Source organism: Bacillus capparidis, from assembly GCF_017832095.1.
GTDB lineage: Bacteria > Bacillota > Bacilli > Bacillales > Bacillaceae > Bacillus > Bacillus gobiensis.
Genome location: NZ_JAFDST010000002.1, coordinates 340,108 through 360,076 on the forward strand (window position 1 = coordinate 340,108; position 19,969 = coordinate 360,076).

Below are 19,969 nucleotides of genomic sequence, written 5' to 3' on the forward strand. Positions count from 1 at the left end.
ATCACCCTCTACAATTGTTTAAGCTTAATAGATCCAGTTTTCGTTTCTGTAAATAGTGTCAATTTGTGTTCCTGCCCCTGGTTTGCTTTGAAATACATTTCCTTTTGGAGCGTGTCACTTTTCTCTCTGATCATCACGACCTCGTCAAGATCTGCAGCTAATGATCCAAGATTGCTTTTCAGCTCTGCTTTCACTTCAACTCCATGGGGAATCGAAAACTCCACGCTTCCGGTTGTCGTTTTTGCGTATACCGATTTAACATTTGGATCGGTAATTTTTGCTGTGATGTTGCCGTTAAAGCTTTGCAAATCAAGTGATTGGCTGGACCCGCGCAATTCAATCATTCCATTGATCGTTTCTGCCTCGATCGAACCGCATTCATAATCAACCAGTTTGATTTGCCCATTAGCTGTTTCAATCCCAGCTTTGTCAGCTTTTAATGATGAAAAAGAAACAACTCCATTTGTTGTTTTCGCATTTAATTCATTTACTTTCAAATGTTCCCCTCTGACTGGACCATTAAACAATTTGATACGGATTTTTTCATACTGCTTTTGCGGAATTTGAAGCGTTACATTTGTTTTCATCGTCTTTTTTTCTGTACGGATGAAAAGCTTTTCGCCTTCAACACCGCATTCAAAATGATTGTGAAACGCCGTCTTTGCTTCCTCCTGATTGTCAACCCTGTATATTTTGCCCTGGCATTCTACACGAACATCACTCTCATCCCACGGTAAAATATTTAAGCTTCCGTTCGCTAAATGAATGTCAAGATTGTTAAATTCAGTTTCTTTATATTGAAAAATATGTTTGACATCATAAGACTGGCCAAAGTTCAAATCAAAATCGACTTCCTTAACTTTCTTAACAGCGGTGTCCATTAAATCAAACAATTTCGTTCCAATTGATGATGTTTTATGAGTTGTTTTCGTCTCTTCTGAAGATGAGGATGTTTTTTTAACCTCAGCAGATAGTGAAGTTGTTTTGCTTTCTTCGGATGCTTCCTCAAGCTTTTCCATTAAAGTAATCGCTTCGCTGGCTGTCAGTTTGCCTTCTTCCACCAGCTTTAAGATACGTTTTTTTTCTTCTTGCATTTTTATTTCCTCCTCCACTTGAGTTTTATGCATTTATTAAAATTTCATTCCGCTTTATCATTCTGTATCGTTTTTATGCCAAAGGGTCAGTGCCCATTTACATAGTTATACGGTTCCCCTGTGAAAAGGTTTCATTTTCATTCTATGGGCATGAGCCAATTTGTTCAAATTAATTTTTTTTGAGCGATTAAATAGATTCTTTTTTTATTACCCTTTAAAATTGGTAAAAAAACAGGAGGTATTTATAATGCCAAACAAGCCCTCCAATCCAGAAGAGCTAGCCTATACGAAAAAAGAATTGCTGGAGCTTGTGAATGAGCAAAAACGAATGAACAAGGAAATGATATTGCAGCTTGAAAAATTATCATCGCTGCCGTCAATGTCTCAAGAAATCCATTACTTAAAAGTGCTTCTTGACAGCAGCAGCGCTCATATCTCAAATGATTTGATCCGCCTAAGCAGACAAATCGATCGGTTAAAATAAACAAAAAAGAAAAACCCTTCTAAGAGGGTTTTAAGGAGTAATCGTTTCTTTGCTTTTTAATAACTCTTTCATTCTTAACCGATCACGTTCAAGAACTGGTTTAAGATACCGTCCAGTGTAGGATTCGTTTGACTTAATAATTTCTTCAGGACTTCCGACAGCTATTATTTGCCCGCCGCCTGAGCCTCCTTCCGGACCTAAATCAATGAGATGATCAGCCGCTTTAATGACGTCTAAATTATGTTCAATTACTAAAACAGTATCTCCATTATCAACGAGTCTTTGTAAAACAACTAATAATCTTGCAATATCATCGACATGCAGTCCCGTTGTCGGTTCATCTAATATATATAAGGATCTGCCGTTTGATCTCCTGTGGAGTTCAGAAGCCAATTTTACCCGCTGTGCTTCACCGCCAGACATTGTTGTGGCAGGCTGTCCCAGTTTGACGTAGCCCAGACCAACGTCGAAAATCGTTTGAAGCTTCCTTTTAATTTTCGGTATGTTTTCAAAGAATTGAAGGGCATTCTCAACTGTCATTTCCAGAACATCAGAGATATTTTTCCCTTTATAAGTTACTTCAAGCGTTTCTCTGTTGTAACGTTTACCATGGCATACTTCACAAGGAACATAGACATCAGGCAGAAAGTGCATTTCAATTTTAATAATTCCATCACCACGGCACGCTTCGCAACGTCCGCCCTTGACATTAAAACTAAACCTTCCTTTTTTGTATCCCCGGATCTTCGCTTCATTTGTTTGAGAGAAGACATCCCGTATGTCATCGAATACACCGGTGTATGTTGCCGGATTGGACCTAGGCGTTCTTCCGATAGGAGATTGATCAATATCAATCACCTTATCAAGATAGTCAGCCCCTTTTAATTCTTTGAATTCACCCGGCTTTGTTTTCGCCCGATGAAGCTTTTGAGCTAATGCTTTATGAAGAATTTCGTTAACGAGCGTACTTTTTCCTGACCCAGACACACCTGTAACAGCAATAAATGTCCCCAGTGGAAATTTGACTGAAACATTTTTCAGGTTATTTTCTTTCGCCCCTTTAATTTCAATAAACCTTCCGTTAGATGATTTACGTTCGACAGGCAGCGGAATAAATTTCTTTCCGGAAAGATATTGGCCGGTTAATGAGTTGGAATCATTCATAACATCCTCAGGAGTTCCGGCAGAAACAATCTCTCCACCGTGCACTCCTGCCCCGGGTCCAATGTCAATCAAGTAATCGGCTGCAATCATCGTGTCTTCATCATGCTCGACAACAATAAGTGTATTGCCGATATCCCTCATTCTCTTTAGGGTATCAATGAGACGGTCATTGTCTCTTTGATGCAAGCCGATAGAAGGCTCATCAAGAATGTAAAGGACTCCGGTCAGTCTGGAGCCAATCTGAGTAGCCAAGCGGATCCGCTGTGCTTCTCCTCCTGAAAGCGTTCCAGCAGAGCGGCTCATCGTTAAGTAATCCAAGCCCACATTATTCAAGAACCCAAGACGTTCTTCAATTTCACGCAATATCAGTCTTGCGATCTGCATATCTTTTTCCGACAGCTCAAGAGAATGGAAGAAGTCCAAAGCCTGAGTAATGGAGAGCTTCGTTATGTTCCCAATATGATTTTCATTAATAAGTACAGCCAAGGCTTCTCTTTTCAAGCGGTGCCCTTTGCATTCAGGACAAGGCTGATGAGCCATATACTTTTCCATTTGCTCCCTGATATAATCGGAAGACGTTTCTTTGTAACGGCGTTCAAGGTTGCGGATTACGCCTTCAAATTCAATATGGTTTTCTCGAATCTGGCCGAAATCATTTTCATACCTGAAATATATTTTTTCTTTTCCGCTGCCATAAAGAACTTTATCAAACAAATGCGTCGGTATGTCCTCTACCGGCATATCCATGTCAATACCGTAATGATTGCACACGGCTTCTAAAAGCTTCGGATAATATTGAGAACTCTGGGGCTCCCAAGGTGCGATCGCGTTATCCTTCAACGAAAGTGTCTTATCAGGAATGACCAGCTCAAGATCAACCTCAAGCTTCGATCCAAGACCGTCACAGCTTGGACATGCTCCAAACGGGCTGTTAAAGGAGAACATTCTCGGCTCAAGCTCGCCAATGGAAAATCCGCAGATTGGGCAGGCATGAAGCTCACTGAACAGCAATTCCTCCTGGCCAATAACATCAATCATCACTTTTCCTTCTCCGAGGCGAAGAGCTGTTTCTAATGAATCAGATAGCCTGGCCGCTACTCCTTCTTTCACAACGATACGATCGACAATAACTTCAATGCTGTGTTTTTTATTTTTCTCCAGCACGATCTCTTCGGATAAATCTTCTACATTGCCATCCACCCGTGCTCTTACGTACCCTTGCTTTTTAATTTGCTCGAAAACTTTCGCGTGTGTTCCTTTTCGGCCGGAAACAATTGGGGCTAGGACCTGAAGCTTTGTTTTCTCAGGAAACTCAAGGATCCTGTCCACCATTTGTTCGATCGTCTGTGACTCGATTTCGATGCCGTGATTTGGACAGTACGGCTTTCCGATTCTTGCATACAGCAATCGAAGATAATCGTAGATTTCTGTTACCGTACCAACAGTTGAACGAGGGTTGCGGCTTGTTGTTTTCTGATCGATGCTGATTGCCGGAGACAACCCTTCAATGGTGTCGACATCCGGCTTATCCATTTGCCCTAAAAATTGGCGTGCATAGGCAGAAAGGGACTCAACATAACGTCTCTGTCCTTCTGCGTATATCGTATCAAAAGCAAGAGACGATTTTCCTGAACCCGACAGCCCCGTCACGACGACCAGCTGATCCCGAGGGATATTGATATCGATATTTTTCAGGTTATGGACTCTTGCTCCTTTCACCTCAATTCGGTCTAAAGCCATTTATCATCATCCTTCCGATTTAAGCTCAAGCAGCAAATCCCGCAGCTCTGCCGCACGTTCGAAATCCAGCGCTTTTGCTGCTTCTTTCATTTCGTGCTCCATTTGTTCGACGACTTTTTGCTTTTCCTTCTTCGTCATTTTTGAAAGCTTCGGTGCCGCTTTTGTTTCATATTCCTCTTGATCCTCAGCTGCAAACGTCGCTCGGATGACATCGCGTATTTTCTTATTAATCGTCTGAGGTGTAATGCCATGTTCTTTATTGAAAGCTTCCTGCTGTTCACGGCGCCTTTTCGTTTCCGAAATAGCGATTTCCATAGAATTCGTTATCTTATCGGCATACATAATAACCCGTCCGTTCGCATTTCTGGCCGCACGCCCTACCGTTTGGATTAGGGATCGTTCGGATCTTAGGAACCCTTCCTTATCCGCATCCAATATTGCTACAAGGGAAACCTCAGGTATATCAAGCCCTTCCCGCAACAAGTTGATGCCGATTAGAACATCGTGCTTCCCAAGCCGTAAATCTCTAATGATTTCAATTCGTTCCAGTGTTTTAATTTCTGAATGGAGATAGTTTACTTTGATGCCGAGTTCTTTTAAATAGTCTGTGAGATCTTCAGACATTTTTTTCGTGAGTGTCGTCACAAGAACTCTTTCATTTTTTTCAATTCTTGCATTGATCTCGCCAATTAAATCGTCGATCTGGCCTTGAATTGGCCTGACTTCAATAATTGGATCAAGAAGGCCGGTCGGGCGGATAATTTGTTCAACCATCTCTGGTGTATGCTCCAGTTCAAAAGGACCCGGAGTGGCTGATACATAAATGCAATTATGCATATGCTTTTCAAATTCTTCAAAGCGAAGGGGACGGTTATCTAAGGCAGAAGGCAGCCGAAAGCCGTGATCGACGAGTACCTGCTTCCTTGCCTGGTCCCCATTATACATTCCCCTTACCTGAGGAAGAGTGACATGCGACTCATCTACGACGATCATAAAATCGTCAGGAAAGTAATCGAGAAGTGTATAAGGGGTTGCTCCAGCTTCCCTTAATGTTAAATGCCTTGAATAGTTTTCAATACCGGAACAGAAGCCCATTTCCCGCATCATTTCCAGATCATAGCGCGTCCGCTGCTCAAGCCTTTGCGCTTCCAAAAGCTTACCTTCTTCACGCATATAATTGAGGCGCTCTTCCAGCTCTGTTTCAATATTGGCAATGGCTTTTTGCATTTTTTCTTCACGGGTGACGAAGTGGGATGCTGGGAAAATTGCTACATGGTCCCGATCTCTCAGGATTTCTCCTGTTAATGCATCGACTTCCCGGATCCGCTCGATTTCATCGCCAAACAATTCAACGCGAATACAATGCTCATCCCTTGAGGCAGGGAAAATTTCGACGACGTCGCCCCGTACCCTGAATGTCCCGCGCTGAAAATCGATGTCGTTCCTCACATATTGGATATCGACCAACTTTCTGAGCAGCTCATTTCTTTCCAATTCCATTTCTGTTCGCAAAGAAAGCACCATTTCCCGGTATTCCTCTGGGGAACCCAAACCGTAGATGCAGGATACACTGGCGATTATGATAACATCCTTCCGTTCAAATAAAGAAGATGTAGCAGAGTGCCGTAATTTATCAATCTCATCATTGATGCTCGAATCTTTTTCAATAAATGTATCCGTCTGCGGTACATAAGCTTCCGGCTGATAATAATCGTAGTAGCTGACAAAGTATTCAACCGCATTATTCGGAAAAAACTCCTTAAACTCGCTGTACAGCTGTCCGGCAAGTGTTTTGTTGTGGGCAATCACGAGCGTAGGTTTATTTACTTCTTTTATCACATTCGAAACGGTAAACGTTTTTCCTGTTCCAGTTGCACCCAACAATGTTTGATGTTTTTTTCCTTCTTTAATTCCCCTCACCAGGTGATCAATGGCTTTTGGCTGATCACCTTGGGGCTGATAAGCTGAAATGAGCTCAAAACGATCGTTCACAAAAAAGCCTCCATTTCATAACGAAATCTTCCTACCAATAGTTTACCACAAAACATGTTAAAATCGAGAAAAATACGAACTAAAGTTCGCTTTATTTTACTCAAATAAAAAACCTGCTTCGATCCATAAAAGCAGGGTTGACCATTCTCAATCATTTCAATCACTTTTCTTCTTTTCTTCAACTGCTTTCTTCGCCATATAAAGCGAGCCGGCAATTAATGAAAGCACATCAAGACCGACAATAAAATAGGTTTGTGTATAACCTTTTAAATAGGAGGCGAACAGCAAAGCAGCTGTCAACGCAATGGCTACATAATGACTGTATGTTACCCTAGTAAAAAGAACGACAAGCAAAAAAGGGAATACTAGAGCAAAAACGGCTTTTGTAATCACAAAAACCCTCCTCCAATTTCGTTAAATGGGATACACATATCATTACAAAAATCCATTTTTGCGTCAATGTATCAATACTTTGCAAAGTTAAAACAGAAAAAGGAATGCAATATGCATCCCTTTCTCTATAAATTCCTGTGAGGCAGCTTTACACATCAATTTACGTTAACGATTTTCCGTAATTGAAGTGACGATCCGCAATGCATCTACAGGGTCTTTCGTATTCGGCTCTACTTCATAGACTATTTGGCCTTCTTGCCAAAAAGCCGAATTCGTTACATCATTATTTTCGTATGCTACTGAGAATCGGGCAAATTGATTAGGAATCGGCAGTGTATTGTTTTCAAGAAACTCAACCATTTCTTTTGCTTTACCTGGTAAATCAATCTGATTTTGCGTTTGTGCCTGCATACCTAAATACCATCTGCCTTCATTCCAGTTAAAGAATTTATGTCCTGCTCCTGCGTCCTGCATCCCCCATAATCCGTAGCCTAAATCAATCGCATGATCCTGTTTCTGAACTTCTTGGTAACCAACTTCCTGTTGTGCTGCTTCTGCAGATTCATACTTTTCCCCTCTCAACGTTACAAGTTGGCTATCCTCACCGACATTATTTAAAGAACGGTCATTGATTAGAACCGGATGATCGGTTTGATATATGATCACGCTGTAGCCGTCTGGTTTATTATCATACGCAGCCGTATAATATGTTTTCTCACCTTTTGGAAGGTTGGTAGGTTTGACAAATGGAATATCGGTGTTTAAATAGGTCTCGACGTCTTTCAACAATGCTTCTAAAGATGTATAGCCCTCGGTTTGTTTGGAATCCGTGCCTTTTTCGGTATCTTCTTTTCGCTGTTCTTGGTCAGGCACTTTATTTGGCTCGTTATCTGAATTAGGATTCGGATCTACTTTGGGTTCTGCTTCATTAGCTTGGGTGTTTTCATTATTCGGTCCTTGCTGTTGTATAGAAGGAGACGCTTGATTTTGCTCAAACCACAAATTCTTTGCAGAAGAAAATGTGAAAATACCTACCCCGAGCAATAAGACAAACGTGAGTGCAACAGGTACGAGATGCTGCCATACTGAACCAGGTCTTTTTCTGCTTCTTGTATGCATATCTTCCTCTTCCCTCTCTTTTATTTTGGCAAAAACAGCCGCTCTGTCCCGCTCGGTAAAAGTTTTATTACGATAAGCTTTAGATAATAATTCCTTTAGCTTCTTGTCGTCTGTCATTCAATAACCCCCTGAAGAAGATCTTTTAATTTCTCTCTTCCCCTTCTTAACCTTGTTTTTATCGTGTTTGTTGAAGTACGCAATATTTCAGCTATCTCTATTACCGAAAAATCCTCGTAATAATAGAGATAAACGGGAGTTCGGTATTTTTTCGGTAGACGAAACAGAGCCTGTCTTACTTGTAAAGCATGCTGTTCATTCATAACAATCGATTCTGCTGAGGGAGAGAGCTGAAGCGCTTCAAAGTGGGATGAAGCAAGTGACTCTTTATTCTTCACATACCAGCTTTTCAAATAATCCTTGGACTTATTAATCGTTATCCGATACAACCACGTTTTCAAGGATGATTCCTTGCGAAACGTATGCAGCTTCGAATATACCGTAACAAAAACATTTTGTACGACTTCCTTCGCTGTATCTGCGTCTTTCACATAAGTGTAAGCCAGCCGGACGAGCTCGTCTCCATATGCATGCATAATCTCTTCTAATTCTTGATCTTTATCATACTCTTTCATAGGTGTCCCCACTTTATTCTCCCCCTTAGTACCGATCATTGTTTTGACGAGGCTAGGGGGAATCAGGTTTCAAAACTATAATAATATCTTAATTAAACTTATTCGATAAAAAGCACATAAGAAAGACGCTGAGCTTCACTCAGCGTCTTATCGCGTTTTTACATTTCATGAATTACGGTACTGCCGGTATTCCATTTCGTCATCTTCCTTTACAAACAAAATACCGAGCTCGTGATGCTCACCTTCATAAGAAGCACGCTGTTCAAAACGAAGCTGGCCGTCACAATCAATAATTTCCAGCTTAATGAACGTCCGGTTTTTCTCCAGCGCTTCGTAAAAATCAGTGACTTTCCTCACTTGAATGCCGTTAGCCTTCGTTATAATTTCACCAATTTCCAAATTCAGCTCTTCAGCAGGTGTATGAGGGATAATGCCAAGCACCATCAAGCCCTGGTTACGCTTAGAAAAGTAATACGGCGCACTATTGTCATTTACTCGCTGCTTCCAGCTTAAAAACGCTCGTCCTGCTACTGCCACAGCAGCTGCCGCTAAAGACAGCGGACTCCAGAAATAACTGGCGGCTCCGATAGCAAGTGTTACAATCCCAAGAATACATACCCTTCTTGCTGTAAGCTGCATGCTTATGATGGGAAGCGATCCTTGGACACGCTGGCCAAACCCTATAAAATACGGAATCCATAACGGAATAAATGACTGACTATTAACAGAAAAAACAGGCCACCAGTCAAAAGGCACGCTGATTCCGTCTCCGGGAATGAACAGAAAAAGGGGAAGAAGCCATACCCTGTTTGCGATCTGCCGACCAATGTACGACCCTCTTTTACTGATAGCTATTGCCGGAGACATTTTAACATGTGCAGACCTGTAAGATAATAGTCCTTCTGCCAGCAGCAGCAACCCCAATAAAACTGCTAATCCGGTCCAATTTGTTAATGGAAGCTGCGGAATCATTCGGTCCGCTTCAGGAAAAAAAGCAGCCCCATATCCAATAATTATTGTGATTCCAAGCGTGTAGGCAGACGACAACGCGCTCATACGAAATGTGAAGCTGAAGAGAGCCGTAATTATGAAAATGAGCATGAGAAGCCCGAACGGCAAAACGATTCCAACTGCACAAAACAAAACAGACAGTATTAGACCTGCAGCGATCCCTTTCGTATATGTAAATTTCAATTCATCTGTAATGTCCTTCACACGGGTGTGAAAGGTTTTTCGTTCCCTTTTGATACGGACATGTCCATAAAACAAACTCATGACTACAAAAAAATAGAAGAGAGGATTAACAAAGAACCATCCTGCTCCTTTAGCGAACTGATACAACCATTCGACCATCAAGGAAACGTTCACCGCCTCAACCTAGCATTATTATTCTAGTTTATCAAATTAATAAATAAATGAATATGCCAACCTGAGGTTATTTTTCTATGTCTTGATTGATCCACAGCGTAACATTGGAAAGGGAAAAATCGTTTAGATAATGATCAACCTCAACATCTAAGACATTCCCAACGAGCTGCATCGACCGTTTGATATCTGTTAAATTCACACCCAGCCTTTTATGGTTCCTCATCAAATAATCAAAATAATATTCCGCACAATCTTCCGTAATATCCTTTACACTGCTGATTGATGTATAGTTGACTAAATACCTGCAAAACATCATCAGAAGCTCCGTAGCTTTTGTCGAAGAAAAGGTTACTTTTTGTGTATGGTGTGTTAATTCATTCACCAACCCTTTGTATCTTTTCTCTCTAACTAGACTTGCCCTTTTCAATATTGAACCTCCATTTTCTATCTACTAAGAAAAGCGCAAACTCCATTTCTTAAAATGGCTCTATTTGAAGCATGTATTATATCATCTACGCTAGAAGAACCTACCCTTTTTGTAAACCTTTCTTACATTTTAAAAATATTTCATTTCTATTACAACCAACGAAAGTTTCATTTTTCATGAAAATATTGCCAAAACAAAAAAGTGAGCAATGCTGTGCTCACTTTTGTTTCGATATTGTTTTTAAAGCTGCCTGAAGTTGAAGATCGTTTTTCTCATCCTCCTTTAGAGAATTAATTTTCTCGTTGATCCGTTGTGCCGTGCGGTTATCAATCACTCCGGTTTCTTTTAGGCCGTGCTTGCTTTGAAAGCTTCTAACTGCCTTTTTTGTACTTTTATTAAAATATCCATCCATCCGTTTTGAATCAAACCCGAGGCCTTTTAACAAAATTTGGGCGCGGCTTACTTCGTTGTTGTTCATATCCTCTTTTAAAGGTTCTTTTATTTGCAGAGGTCCTACTGATAAAAATTTAGGCTGTGTAACCAGAATCGTCGGCTTGACTCCCTTTTTATGAATCCAGTTGCCATCCGGGGTCAGCCACTTGTACAGCGTAAGTTTTATATTGCTTCCATCTCCCATTGGGACTGCCTGCTGAACCGTTCCTTTCCCAAAAGAAGTTTCTCCGATCACATCATAGTGGCAGGCTTCCTTTAAAGCACCCGCCAGTATCTCAGAAGCGGAGGCACTGCCTTTATCCGTTATAACAGATACCGGATACGGCTTTGGTTTTGTTAATTTCGAATAAAATTTCTTTGTTTCACCGTTCCTTTCTGCAATTTGAATATATGGCTGGTCCTTTGTAATAAAATGCTTCATGATTTCTTCTACACTTTGAAGATAGCCTCCCGGGTTCCCGCGAACATCAAGAACCAAACCGTCGATTCCTTTATCCTCAAGATTTTTTAATGATTTTGAGAAATCATCCGCAGTTTTTTCAGAAAAAGATGAAATCGAAATATAGCCAATCGACTTATCTTTTGTTTTCTTTATCGACGCAAAGACTGTCTCAAGAGGTATTTCATCTCTTTTAATCAAAAAAGATAAATTCTCCCTCGTTCCGGTACGGTGAACTTCGATCTTTACTTTCGACCCTTTCTTGCCGCGAATTTTTAATACCGCATCATTCAAATCCTTACCCGCCATCGACTCACCATCAATGCTGATGATTTCATCATTCGGCTTTAGGCCTGATTTTTCCGCAGGGGAGCGCTTAAAAGAAGAAACAATTATTATTTTTCCATTTTCCATTCCTACTTCCGCTCCGATTCCTTCAAACGATGAATCGAGTGCGTCTGAAAATTGTTTGGCTGTCTGCTTGTCCATATAGACAGAATATGGATCATTTAAAGAAGTAAGCATTCCTTGAATAGCCCCTTCAAGAAGCTTCTCCCGATCAACCTCTTCCACGTATTCATTCGATATTAATTCATAAGCTTTTTTAAATTTTTCAAACCCATTCACCTCTTCCCGGTCTGGAGAGGAGAGGGCATCTGCTTTATGGAAGCCTGCAGGCTCGATAATTGCATACAGCCCCATTCCGCTGACGATTAAGGTACACATTACAATCCATGATGCGATTCTCTTTTTCATTCTCTGCCTCCTTCAATCATGTGGGTTGAGATAGTATGTGCAAAAGAGAATCATTTCATGTAATGGAAGAAATGAAAAAAACTCTTAAAACAGATGTTTTAAGAGTTAAAATAAGGGAATGCTATTGAATATACGGTCTTGGATCAACTGCGTTTGATTTTGCTGCATTCCAAAGACCTTTATGTAGTTCGAAATGCAAATGCTGTCCGTGCGAAGCACCAGTGTTGCCCATCGTTCCGATTCGTTGGCCTTGTTCTACACGGTCGCCAGTTGAGACTTGCATTCCAGACAGATGGGCGTAAACCGTCTGATATGTTTGACCGTTAATGTTATGTGTCACAAAAATCACATTTCCATAACTGGTTGAATAGTGTGCGTTGTACACCGTCCCTGATGCAGCAGCGTGAACAGGCACATCAGAACCTGCAAGAGCAATATCTACTCCAAAGTGATTACCACCATCTCTTGGTCCAAATGGTGAAGTGAAACTGCCAGGAGCAGGCTTGATAAACCCGGATGTATTTGACTCCACCGGCTCGGAAGCTGATGCAGTTTGCTGATTCTGTGTTTCTTCAGCTTTTCGTCTTTTTTCGGCCTCTTGTTGTTTCCGATGTGTTTCTTCTGCCTTGATTGCTTCATCTTGACGCTTTAAAAGGTCAGCTTCATTTTCCATAGAACCGAGCTCATCAACCGCTTTTTTTTGATCTTTTTTCACCTGTTCGATTAATTTGTTCTTTTCGGTTTGCCGCTTGTCCAAATCAGCTTTTAAAGCTTCAAGCTCATCAAGGGCGGCATGTTGTTTATCGAGTTTATTATTTAGTTCTGCTTCTTTTTGCTCAACAAGCTTTAAGTCTTTCTTATGGGCTTCTATGATATCTTTATCGGCTGAAACAATTGTTGTTACAGCACTTACACGGCTGACAAAGTCGCCAAAGGTTTGAGCACCTAAAAGCACATCTAAATAATTTACGTTCCCGCCGTTTTCCTGGATCGCGCGTGCACGATCCTGAAGCAGTTTATTTCTTTTTTCAATCCGTTTTGTAATCTCTTTAATCTCTTTTTTTAATTTATTAATCTCTTGATTAGTTTGCTTAATATCAGCCTGCCTTTTTTCAATGGAATCATTCGTTGTTATGATTTCTGTATCCAGCTTTTGCAGATCAGCATTCAAATCTTTTTCCTGAGCTTCTAACTCTGCACGTTTAATTTCATTGTCAGCTTGCCTTTTTTCGAGTTCTGATTGTTTATTCTCTACTTCTTCTCTTTGCTTGTCCAAATCTTCATAAGCGTACGCACGGTTTTCTAAAGCAGGAAGTATGAATCCTGAAGCACAGACAGCAGTTGCTACACCGATTGATAATACCTTTCCTTTCAAAAAAACTCCTCCTAAAAATGCAAAAGGGCTTATCCGGCCTTTCACGTTGTTTATGTATGATCGGCTTATTACTAGAAAAGAACAGCCAGCTCTAAGGCCGGCCTATACTTTAAGAAATTTTCGAACGGACATAAGACTTCCCCAAACACCAATTACTGCTCCAATAGCAATCAAAATCAGTGAAACCTGAAAAACAAACGGATTGTATGGGAGAAGGGTGATAAACGAGCCTTGAACACGAGGAGCAATCCACTCAATCAAAGAATTGTAGCTGCTCAAAAGGATCGCTATCGGAATGACACTTCCAAATACACCTAGCAATAATCCTTCAATGAAAAACGGCCAGCGCACAAACCCATTAGTCGCACCTACTAATTTCATAATCTCGATTTCTTTCCGTCTCGCAAAAATTGTGATTTTAATCGTATTAGAAATCAGAAACATGGCAGTAAACACCAATCCGATGATCAGAGCGATGCCAATATTTCGTGACACTTCTACAATTCTAAATAGGCGGCTGACTTCTTCCTGACCGTAGGTTACTTTGTATGTTTGATCCAGTTTGTCAATTTCAGCAGCAACCTTCGGCGTATCCCTTGGGTTTGTTGTTTTCACAATAAACGCATCGTATAAAGGATTGCTTTGATCAAACATCGCAAACGTCTGGCCATTTTCTCCAAGACTGTCAATCAGCTGTTCAAGCTCTTGTTCTTTTGAAGAAAACCTGACGTTTTCAATGCCATCTATGTTCTCAATTTGTGACTGCAGTTTATCTTGATCGTTTTGCTCGGAAGTCAGTTCTACCAATACTTTGATTTCTACCTGCCGCTCTGCGTTTGTTGCCATATTGTTCAAGTTGAACATGATGACTATAAATACACAAACCAGCAGCAGGGTTACTGTTACAGCACTAATAGACGCAAAGGTCATCCATGAATTTCTTCCAAGTGATTTCAAGCCTTCGCGAATGTGCCTAACGAGAGTTCTATTCATAATTGCCATACTCTCCTCTCGCTTGGTCACGCACAATTAGACCATCTTCTATAGCAATAACTCTTTTCTTCATCGTGTTTACGATCTCTTTGTTGTGAGTTGCCATCACAACAGTGGTTCCGCGATTATTAACCTCTTCAAGAGTCCTCATAATTTCCCATGAAGTATCCGGATCCAAATTTCCAGTCGGCTCATCTGCAATAACGATGTCCGGACTATTAACAATTGATCTTGCAATCGATACCCGCTGCTGTTCCCCGCCGGAAAGCTGGTCTGGAAATTGCCGCGCCTTATGCTTCAGTTGAACGAGATCCAGTGTTTCAAGCACTTTTTTTCTAATTACTTTTGGATGCTCTCCGATCACTTCAAGCGCAAATGAAATATTCTCAAACACTGTGAGCTTTGGCAACAGTTTAAAGTCCTGAAACACGACCCCTAATTTCCGCCTTAAAAAAGGAATTTCTTTTTCTTTTATATCCGCAAGGTTCAAGCTGTTAATTACAATTTTACCTTTTGTAGGCTTTTCTTGGCGGTATATCATTTTAATAAATGTCGATTTGCCTGCACCGCTGGGACCAACGATATAGACAAACTCTCCAGGATGTATAGTGACACTTAATCCGGCGATTGCAGATACGCCATTAGAATAAGTTTTGTAAACGTCTTTCATCTCTATCATGCGATCACCTAATCTTTTAAGTTGTTTACCCGGTCATACTGTTCGGAGCAATATGTATCTTTCTGTCCATAAAAAAACAATTTATCTATAGTAAACTACAATTTATATATCGGCAGAGTGTTTTAAAAATAAATACAAACTTTGACGATCTTTTTCAAATTTCAACAATTTCCATTATACTTTATGAAAACTCACACTGACATTACAATTATATTTCAAAAGTCGGATGTTGTCGAATAAAATCGAAAAAAAACCGAGGTCAATTTTTTGATCTCGGTTTTCCCTTTTTCCTGATTTTTCACGTTATTTTTTCTCAGAAAGCCAATTGGCTAATTCCGTGGCTTCTTCTTCACTGACAAGCCCTCCAGGCATGTTGTTGCCCCGTCCGTTGTTAATAATATCTACAATTTCGCTTTCTGAGTACTTTGCCCCAACCTTCTGCAAATTAGGTCCGGAAGACCCTTCCAGATTCTGTCCGTGACAGCCGATGCAGCTTTCTTGATATAGATCTTCACCATTTCCTGCCGTTTCATTGTTCTTATCTGATGAATCGGAATCATTATCCCCGGCTCCGCAAGCACCCAATAAAAGGATCGCAGGAAATACAGCTAGCGTGAAAAGTTTGCGTTTCATAAAATGGTTCATCTCCCTTATTGGCAATGATGAATCCATTATAACCTGTTTATGCGCGTTTGAAACCCTCTCCAAGCACCTCTGCCGCATCCATGGCAATAACAAATGCAGACTCATCAATGCTTTTCACAAGATGTTTCAATTTTGTAAACTCTGCTTGTCCAACTGCGCACATTAAAATGGGCCGCTCATCATCTGTATACCCGCCTTGGGCTGATATTTTCGTGATTCCCCTGTCAATTCGATGAAGAACGGCATCTCGCACAGCAGCTTCCTCGTTCGTTATAATCATCGCCATTTTGGAACGGTTGAAGCCAACCTGTACAATATCAATCGTTTTGCTCGACACGTAAACGCCGATCATCGCAAACAGCGCCTGCTCCAGATTAAATACGAAAGCAGCGGACAGAACAATAAGCCCATCAATAAAAGCCAAACAAGTTCCAAGTGTCAAACCTGTATATTTATGAATGATCTGCGCGGCTAGTGCCGTTCCCCCGGTTGATCCTTTTCCAAGGAACACAAGACCAATTCCGATTCCTACTCCAACGCCTCCAAAAATCGCAGCCAGCAATTCATTGTGGGTTGCCCGTCCAAGATCCTTTGACATGTAAACGATGAACGGCAAAAATATGGAGCCGGCCAAGGTTTTTAATCCGTATTTCCCGCCCAGCACATAGAAACCGGCAATAAACAGCGGAATATTCAATCCCCATTGCACAAAAGCCGCTTCAAATCCAAACGACTCCATGATCGTACTAATTCCGCTGATTCCGCCAGCCGCAATGTGATTCGGAAGGAGAAAAACATTAAAAGTAACCGCCACAATTGCTGATCCAACAAAAATATATAAATAATCCCGAAATACGTCCAAATGAAGTACTTTTTTCACCATCAAAATATCCTTCTTTCTAGTTAGTAAATCACCATTTGGAAGTATAACATCTGAACTCATTTATTTGAACAACACCAGGATAACGTATTAGCGGGGTAAAGTAGTAATTTTTGCTGGATTATTTACTTCATTAGATGGTAGTTTTGATTTCTAAAATGAGCCCGAAGTGCTTCGTCAGCAAAAGAGTGTCTAACTGAAAGTAAAGATGGCCTGATTTTAATCTGAGGTCTTGAAATATATAATAGTTATTACCCTGAAGTTTTCCGAGCTCATAGTCCAGTGCCAGTTCTCCTTTAAAGCCAGTTTTCCGTTTTGTTAAATCTCCTTCTATGTCACTGCGCTTTTTATGTTTTTGCCTCATGCGGGAAATTAAAGATTCTAGTGCATAAAGCTGCAGCGGTGTGGTTCGTTTTTTTGCAATCAAATGATCATCTCCTTCAATGATTAACCATTCGATAAATGATTTAGAAATACCTTCGATTTCAGTTATAATTGGTTTATCCCGCAATAACGGGCAGTAAGCCCTCCACCTCGAAAACTTTAGGCCACCACTAAAGAAGTGCAGGTGGAGGTCAACTGCCCGTAAAAGCCCGATTGGTTCACCTAACAATCAGTGGGGGAGGATACGAAGGCTAAAAGCTCAGGCGTCTTGTTCGTGCGCCTTCACTAGCATATCCTATGCACCGCTCCCCACTGATTGAAGGTTCACTTTATTACAAAACAAAGAGAGGTTTTATGGTTGAAGCGTTCTCAGTTATTACTATTATCCTTAAGTTTATTCTTCCTTCTCACCGCATGCGGGACTGCTTCTACAGATAAGGTACAGCTGACAATCTCTGCAGCCGCGAGTTTAAAGGATGCCATGGAAGATATTCAGGAAGCCTATCAAAAAGAGCATCCAGAGGTTGAGTTGACGTTTAATTTTGGCGGTTCTGGTGCCTTGCAGCAACAAATCTCCCAAGGGGCACCAGTTGATTTATTTATCTCAGCTGCCGAGGATAAATTTCAATTGCTTGTGGATGATAAGATCATTTCAAAAGAGGATGCCATTCGTTTAGCAGGCAACAAGCTTGTCCTTATTGTTCCAAAGGATTCTTCGATCACATCGTTTCAGGCGCTTGCAGATGATTCTGTCACAAAAATTGCTCTTGGTACGCCCGAGACCGTCCCTGCAGGAGCATATGGGAAACAGTCTCTCCAAAATATGGGTCTGTGGAATCAAGTGGAGCCAAAGGCTGTGTACGCAAAGGATGTCCGCCAGGTTCTGTCTTATGTAGAAACAGGAAATGTTGAGGCGGGGATTGTTTATCAAACGGATGCCCTCATTTCCAACAATGTGAAAACAGTAGAAACAGCAAAGGAAGACACGCACCAGCCGATCATTTATCCTGCAGGAGTCATCAGCGATTCTAAGCACCAGGAAGAAGCGAAAGCTTTTCTCTCCTTTCTCCTGGGCAGGGAAGCTAAACAAACATTGGACAAATATGGATTCTCTACTAAATAATCTAGGCTCGGCTGAATTTTGGGCTCCGGTTCAGCTTTCGCTAAAGGTTGCAATGCTTTCCAGCGTTTTTATTATCTTATTAGGTACCCTCACAGGCCGTTTGATGGCACGGGCTACTTTTCGCGGGAAAGCAGCTGTGGAAACGTTGATTATGCTTCCGCTCGTTCTTCCGCCTACTGTAGTTGGATTTTTTTTAATTATCATCTTTGGCAGGAACAGTATAATTGGACAAGGAATTGAACAGCTGTTCGATCAGCCTGTCATTTTTACTTGGTGGGCGGCAGTAATTGCATCATTGGTCGTCGCTTTTCCACTGATGTATCAAACAGCAAAATCCGGGTTTGCGGACATCGATTCCGCAGTTGAAGAAGCAGGAAGAGTGGACGGAGGCAGTGAGTGGAAAGTCTTTCTTTATCTTTCAGTTCCTCTTGCTGCCAGATCCCTTCTGTCCGGCAGTGTGTTAAGCTTTGCCCGTGCTTTAGGGGAGTTCGGGGCAACTTTTATGTTTGCGGGGAATATTCCAGGGCAAACACAAACGATTCCGACAGCGATTTATGTGGCCTTAGATTCCGGAAACATGCATTTGGCCTGGCTCTGGGTAGGCGCGATTATGCTCATATCTTTTTTCATGCTGCTTCTCGTACAATTAAAAAAATGGTAAAGCATCCCCTTAAGGATGTTTTACCATTACGAAATTTTTGAACGTAAATAAGCGTCAATAAATATTTCAATATCGCCGTCCATAACCGCTTGCACATTTCCCATTTCAGTATTCGTTCTATGGTCTTTGGCCATCGAATAGGGATGGAATACATAGGAACGGATCTGGCTGCCCCAGCCGATTTCTTTTTGTTCTCCACGAATTTCATCAAGCTGAGCCTGCTGCTCTTCAATACGTCGTTGATAAAGCTTTGCCTTTAGCATTTTCATCGCACGTTCGCGGTTTTTAATTTGTGAACGCTCCGTTTGGCAGGTTACCACAACTCCGGTCGGTATGTGTGTAATCCGTACGGCGGAGTCGGTCGTGTTGACGTGCTGGCCGCCTGCCCCGCTTGCACGATACGTATCAACCTTAATATCTTCCGTTCGAATGTCAATATCGATTTCTTCATTGAATTCAGGCATGACGTCACAGGAAACAAATGACGTATGGCGGCGTCCGGAGGAATCAAACGGCGAGATCCTGACAAGCCTGTGTACGCCTTTTTCCGCCTTCAAATACCCGTAGGCGTTATGTCCCTTAATGAGCAGCGTAACAGATTTAATGCCTGCCTCGTCTCCAGGCAGGTAGTCAAGAGTTTCGACTTTAAACCCTTTTCTTTCAGCCCAGCGCGTATACATTCTGAGAAGCATGGCTCCCCAATCTTGTGACTCTGTTCCTCCTGCGCCAGGATGAAGCTCTAATATAGCGTTGTTCTTGTCATAAGGCTCACTTAGCAAAAGCTGAAGCTCAAATTCATTAAATTCTTTGGTCAGGTTTTTCACTTCTTTTGTTAGTTCATTTTGAAGATCCTGATCTGCTTCTTCCTTTAATAAATCGTGTGTCATTTGCAGTTCTTCGTGAGATTCACTTAGACTTTGATAAGAATTTACGTACTCTTTAAGCGCATTGGCTTCGTTAATGACAGACTGCGCTTTTTGTTGATCGTCCCAAAAGGAAGGATCAGCCATCTGGTTCTCTAGCTCACTAATTTTTGCTTCTTTGACTTCGAGGTCAAAGAGACCCCCTAAAGTCAGCCAGCCTTGCAGCCATATTTTCTAATTCCTGACGAATTTCTACTAATTCCATCTCTTCACCTCATAAAATTGTTATATGCGACAAGAACGGC

Annotated in this window: 19 protein-coding genes; 3 read left to right on the forward strand and 16 right to left on the reverse strand. The window is 41.3% G+C overall.

What is annotated here, in order from left to right:
• Positions 1–8 precede the first annotated feature (8 nt).
• Entirely contained in the window at positions 9–1,094 is a 1,086-nt protein-coding gene (locus JOC74_RS08815; protein WP_053604226.1) for a DUF4097 family beta strand repeat-containing protein, read from the reverse strand.
• Positions 1,095–1,341: 247 nt separating this feature from the next.
• Between JOC74_RS08815 and JOC74_RS08820 the strand changes: the two genes are divergently transcribed.
• Complete coding sequence (locus JOC74_RS08820) at positions 1,342–1,578, forward strand: hypothetical protein (protein WP_053604227.1); 237 nt, start codon at positions 1,342–1,344, stop codon at positions 1,576–1,578.
• Between the two features lie 30 nt (positions 1,579–1,608).
• On the opposite strand, the gene uvrA is transcribed toward JOC74_RS08820, so the two are convergent.
• From uvrA to JOC74_RS08890, 14 genes are all read right to left on the reverse strand, one after another.
• Complete coding sequence (uvrA, locus tag JOC74_RS08825) at positions 1,609–4,482, reverse strand: excinuclease ABC subunit UvrA (RefSeq protein WP_053604228.1); 2,874 nt, start codon at positions 4,480–4,482, stop codon at positions 1,609–1,611.
• 6 nt (positions 4,483–4,488) lie between these two features.
• On the reverse strand, positions 4,489–6,474 hold the full coding sequence (gene uvrB, locus JOC74_RS08830) for an excinuclease ABC subunit UvrB (RefSeq protein WP_211086121.1): 1,986 nt from the start codon (positions 6,472–6,474) through the stop codon (positions 4,489–4,491).
• 156 nt (positions 6,475–6,630) lie between these two features.
• On the reverse strand, positions 6,631–6,867 hold the full coding sequence (locus JOC74_RS08835) for a DUF2198 family protein (protein ID WP_053604230.1): 237 nt from the start codon (positions 6,865–6,867) through the stop codon (positions 6,631–6,633).
• Between the two features lie 165 nt (positions 6,868–7,032).
• Positions 7,033–8,103, reverse strand: coding sequence for a hypothetical protein (locus JOC74_RS08840; RefSeq protein ID WP_053604231.1), 1,071 nt, complete (start codon positions 8,101–8,103; stop codon positions 7,033–7,035).
• Positions 8,100–8,630 (reverse strand): sigma-70 family RNA polymerase sigma factor, encoded by a 531-nt coding sequence (locus JOC74_RS08845; protein WP_053604232.1) that lies wholly within the window; start codon positions 8,628–8,630, stop codon positions 8,100–8,102. The genes JOC74_RS08840 and JOC74_RS08845 overlap by 4 nt, the downstream gene beginning before the upstream one ends.
• A gap of 153 nt (positions 8,631–8,783) precedes the next feature.
• Complete coding sequence (locus JOC74_RS08850; RefSeq protein WP_053604233.1) at positions 8,784–9,974, reverse strand: PDZ domain-containing protein; 1,191 nt, start codon at positions 9,972–9,974, stop codon at positions 8,784–8,786.
• Positions 9,975–10,053: 79 nt separating this feature from the next.
• On the reverse strand, positions 10,054–10,413 hold the full coding sequence (locus JOC74_RS08855) for a swarming motility protein SwrAA (protein WP_053604234.1): 360 nt from the start codon (positions 10,411–10,413) through the stop codon (positions 10,054–10,056).
• A 217-nt stretch (positions 10,414–10,630) separates the two neighbouring features.
• Complete coding sequence (locus tag JOC74_RS08860; protein WP_053604235.1) at positions 10,631–12,061, reverse strand: S41 family peptidase; 1,431 nt, start codon at positions 12,059–12,061, stop codon at positions 10,631–10,633.
• Positions 12,062–12,182: 121 nt separating this feature from the next.
• Positions 12,183–13,436 (reverse strand): murein hydrolase activator EnvC family protein, encoded by a 1,254-nt coding sequence (locus tag JOC74_RS08865; RefSeq protein WP_053604236.1) that lies wholly within the window; start codon positions 13,434–13,436, stop codon positions 12,183–12,185.
• Positions 13,437–13,538: 102 nt separating this feature from the next.
• Positions 13,539–14,429 (reverse strand): permease-like cell division protein FtsX, encoded by an 891-nt coding sequence (ftsX, locus tag JOC74_RS08870; protein WP_053604237.1) that lies wholly within the window; start codon positions 14,427–14,429, stop codon positions 13,539–13,541.
• On the reverse strand, positions 14,422–15,108 hold the full coding sequence (gene ftsE / locus JOC74_RS08875; protein WP_053604238.1) for a cell division ATP-binding protein FtsE: 687 nt from the start codon (positions 15,106–15,108) through the stop codon (positions 14,422–14,424). Before ftsE ends, ftsX begins: the two co-directional genes overlap by 8 nt.
• A gap of 303 nt (positions 15,109–15,411) precedes the next feature.
• Complete coding sequence (cccB, locus tag JOC74_RS08880; protein ID WP_053604239.1) at positions 15,412–15,741, reverse strand: cytochrome c551; 330 nt, start codon at positions 15,739–15,741, stop codon at positions 15,412–15,414.
• 49 nt (positions 15,742–15,790) lie between these two features.
• On the reverse strand, positions 15,791–16,636 hold the full coding sequence (locus JOC74_RS08885) for a YitT family protein (RefSeq protein WP_053604240.1): 846 nt from the start codon (positions 16,634–16,636) through the stop codon (positions 15,791–15,793).
• 130 nt (positions 16,637–16,766) lie between these two features.
• Positions 16,767–17,144: a nuclease-related domain-containing protein gene (locus tag JOC74_RS08890; protein ID WP_053604241.1), complete on the reverse strand. Its 378-nt coding sequence runs from the start codon at positions 17,142–17,144 to the stop codon at positions 16,767–16,769.
• A 231-nt stretch (positions 17,145–17,375) separates the two neighbouring features.
• On the opposite strand from JOC74_RS08890, the gene modA reads away from it, so the two are divergent.
• The gene (gene modA / locus JOC74_RS08895; RefSeq protein ID WP_053604242.1) at positions 17,376–18,140 is read left to right on the forward strand and encodes a molybdate ABC transporter substrate-binding protein; all 765 of its coding nucleotides are present in this window, start codon (positions 17,376–17,378) and stop codon (positions 18,138–18,140) included.
• Positions 18,121–18,801 (forward strand): molybdate ABC transporter permease subunit, encoded by a 681-nt coding sequence (gene modB, locus JOC74_RS08900; protein WP_053604243.1) that lies wholly within the window; start codon positions 18,121–18,123, stop codon positions 18,799–18,801. The genes modA and modB overlap by 20 nt, the downstream gene beginning before the upstream one ends.
• Before the next feature lie 26 nt (positions 18,802–18,827).
• Here modB and prfB read toward each other — a convergent pair.
• Positions 18,828–19,929, reverse strand: a protein-coding gene (prfB, locus tag JOC74_RS08905) for a peptide chain release factor 2 (RefSeq protein WP_098945243.1) whose coding sequence is annotated in 2 segments (ribosomal slippage) — positions 18,828–19,856 and positions 19,858–19,929 — 1,101 coding nt in all. Because the reading frame shifts where the segments join, the coding sequence is not laid out codon by codon here.
• Between the last annotated feature and the right edge of the window lie 40 nt (positions 19,930–19,969).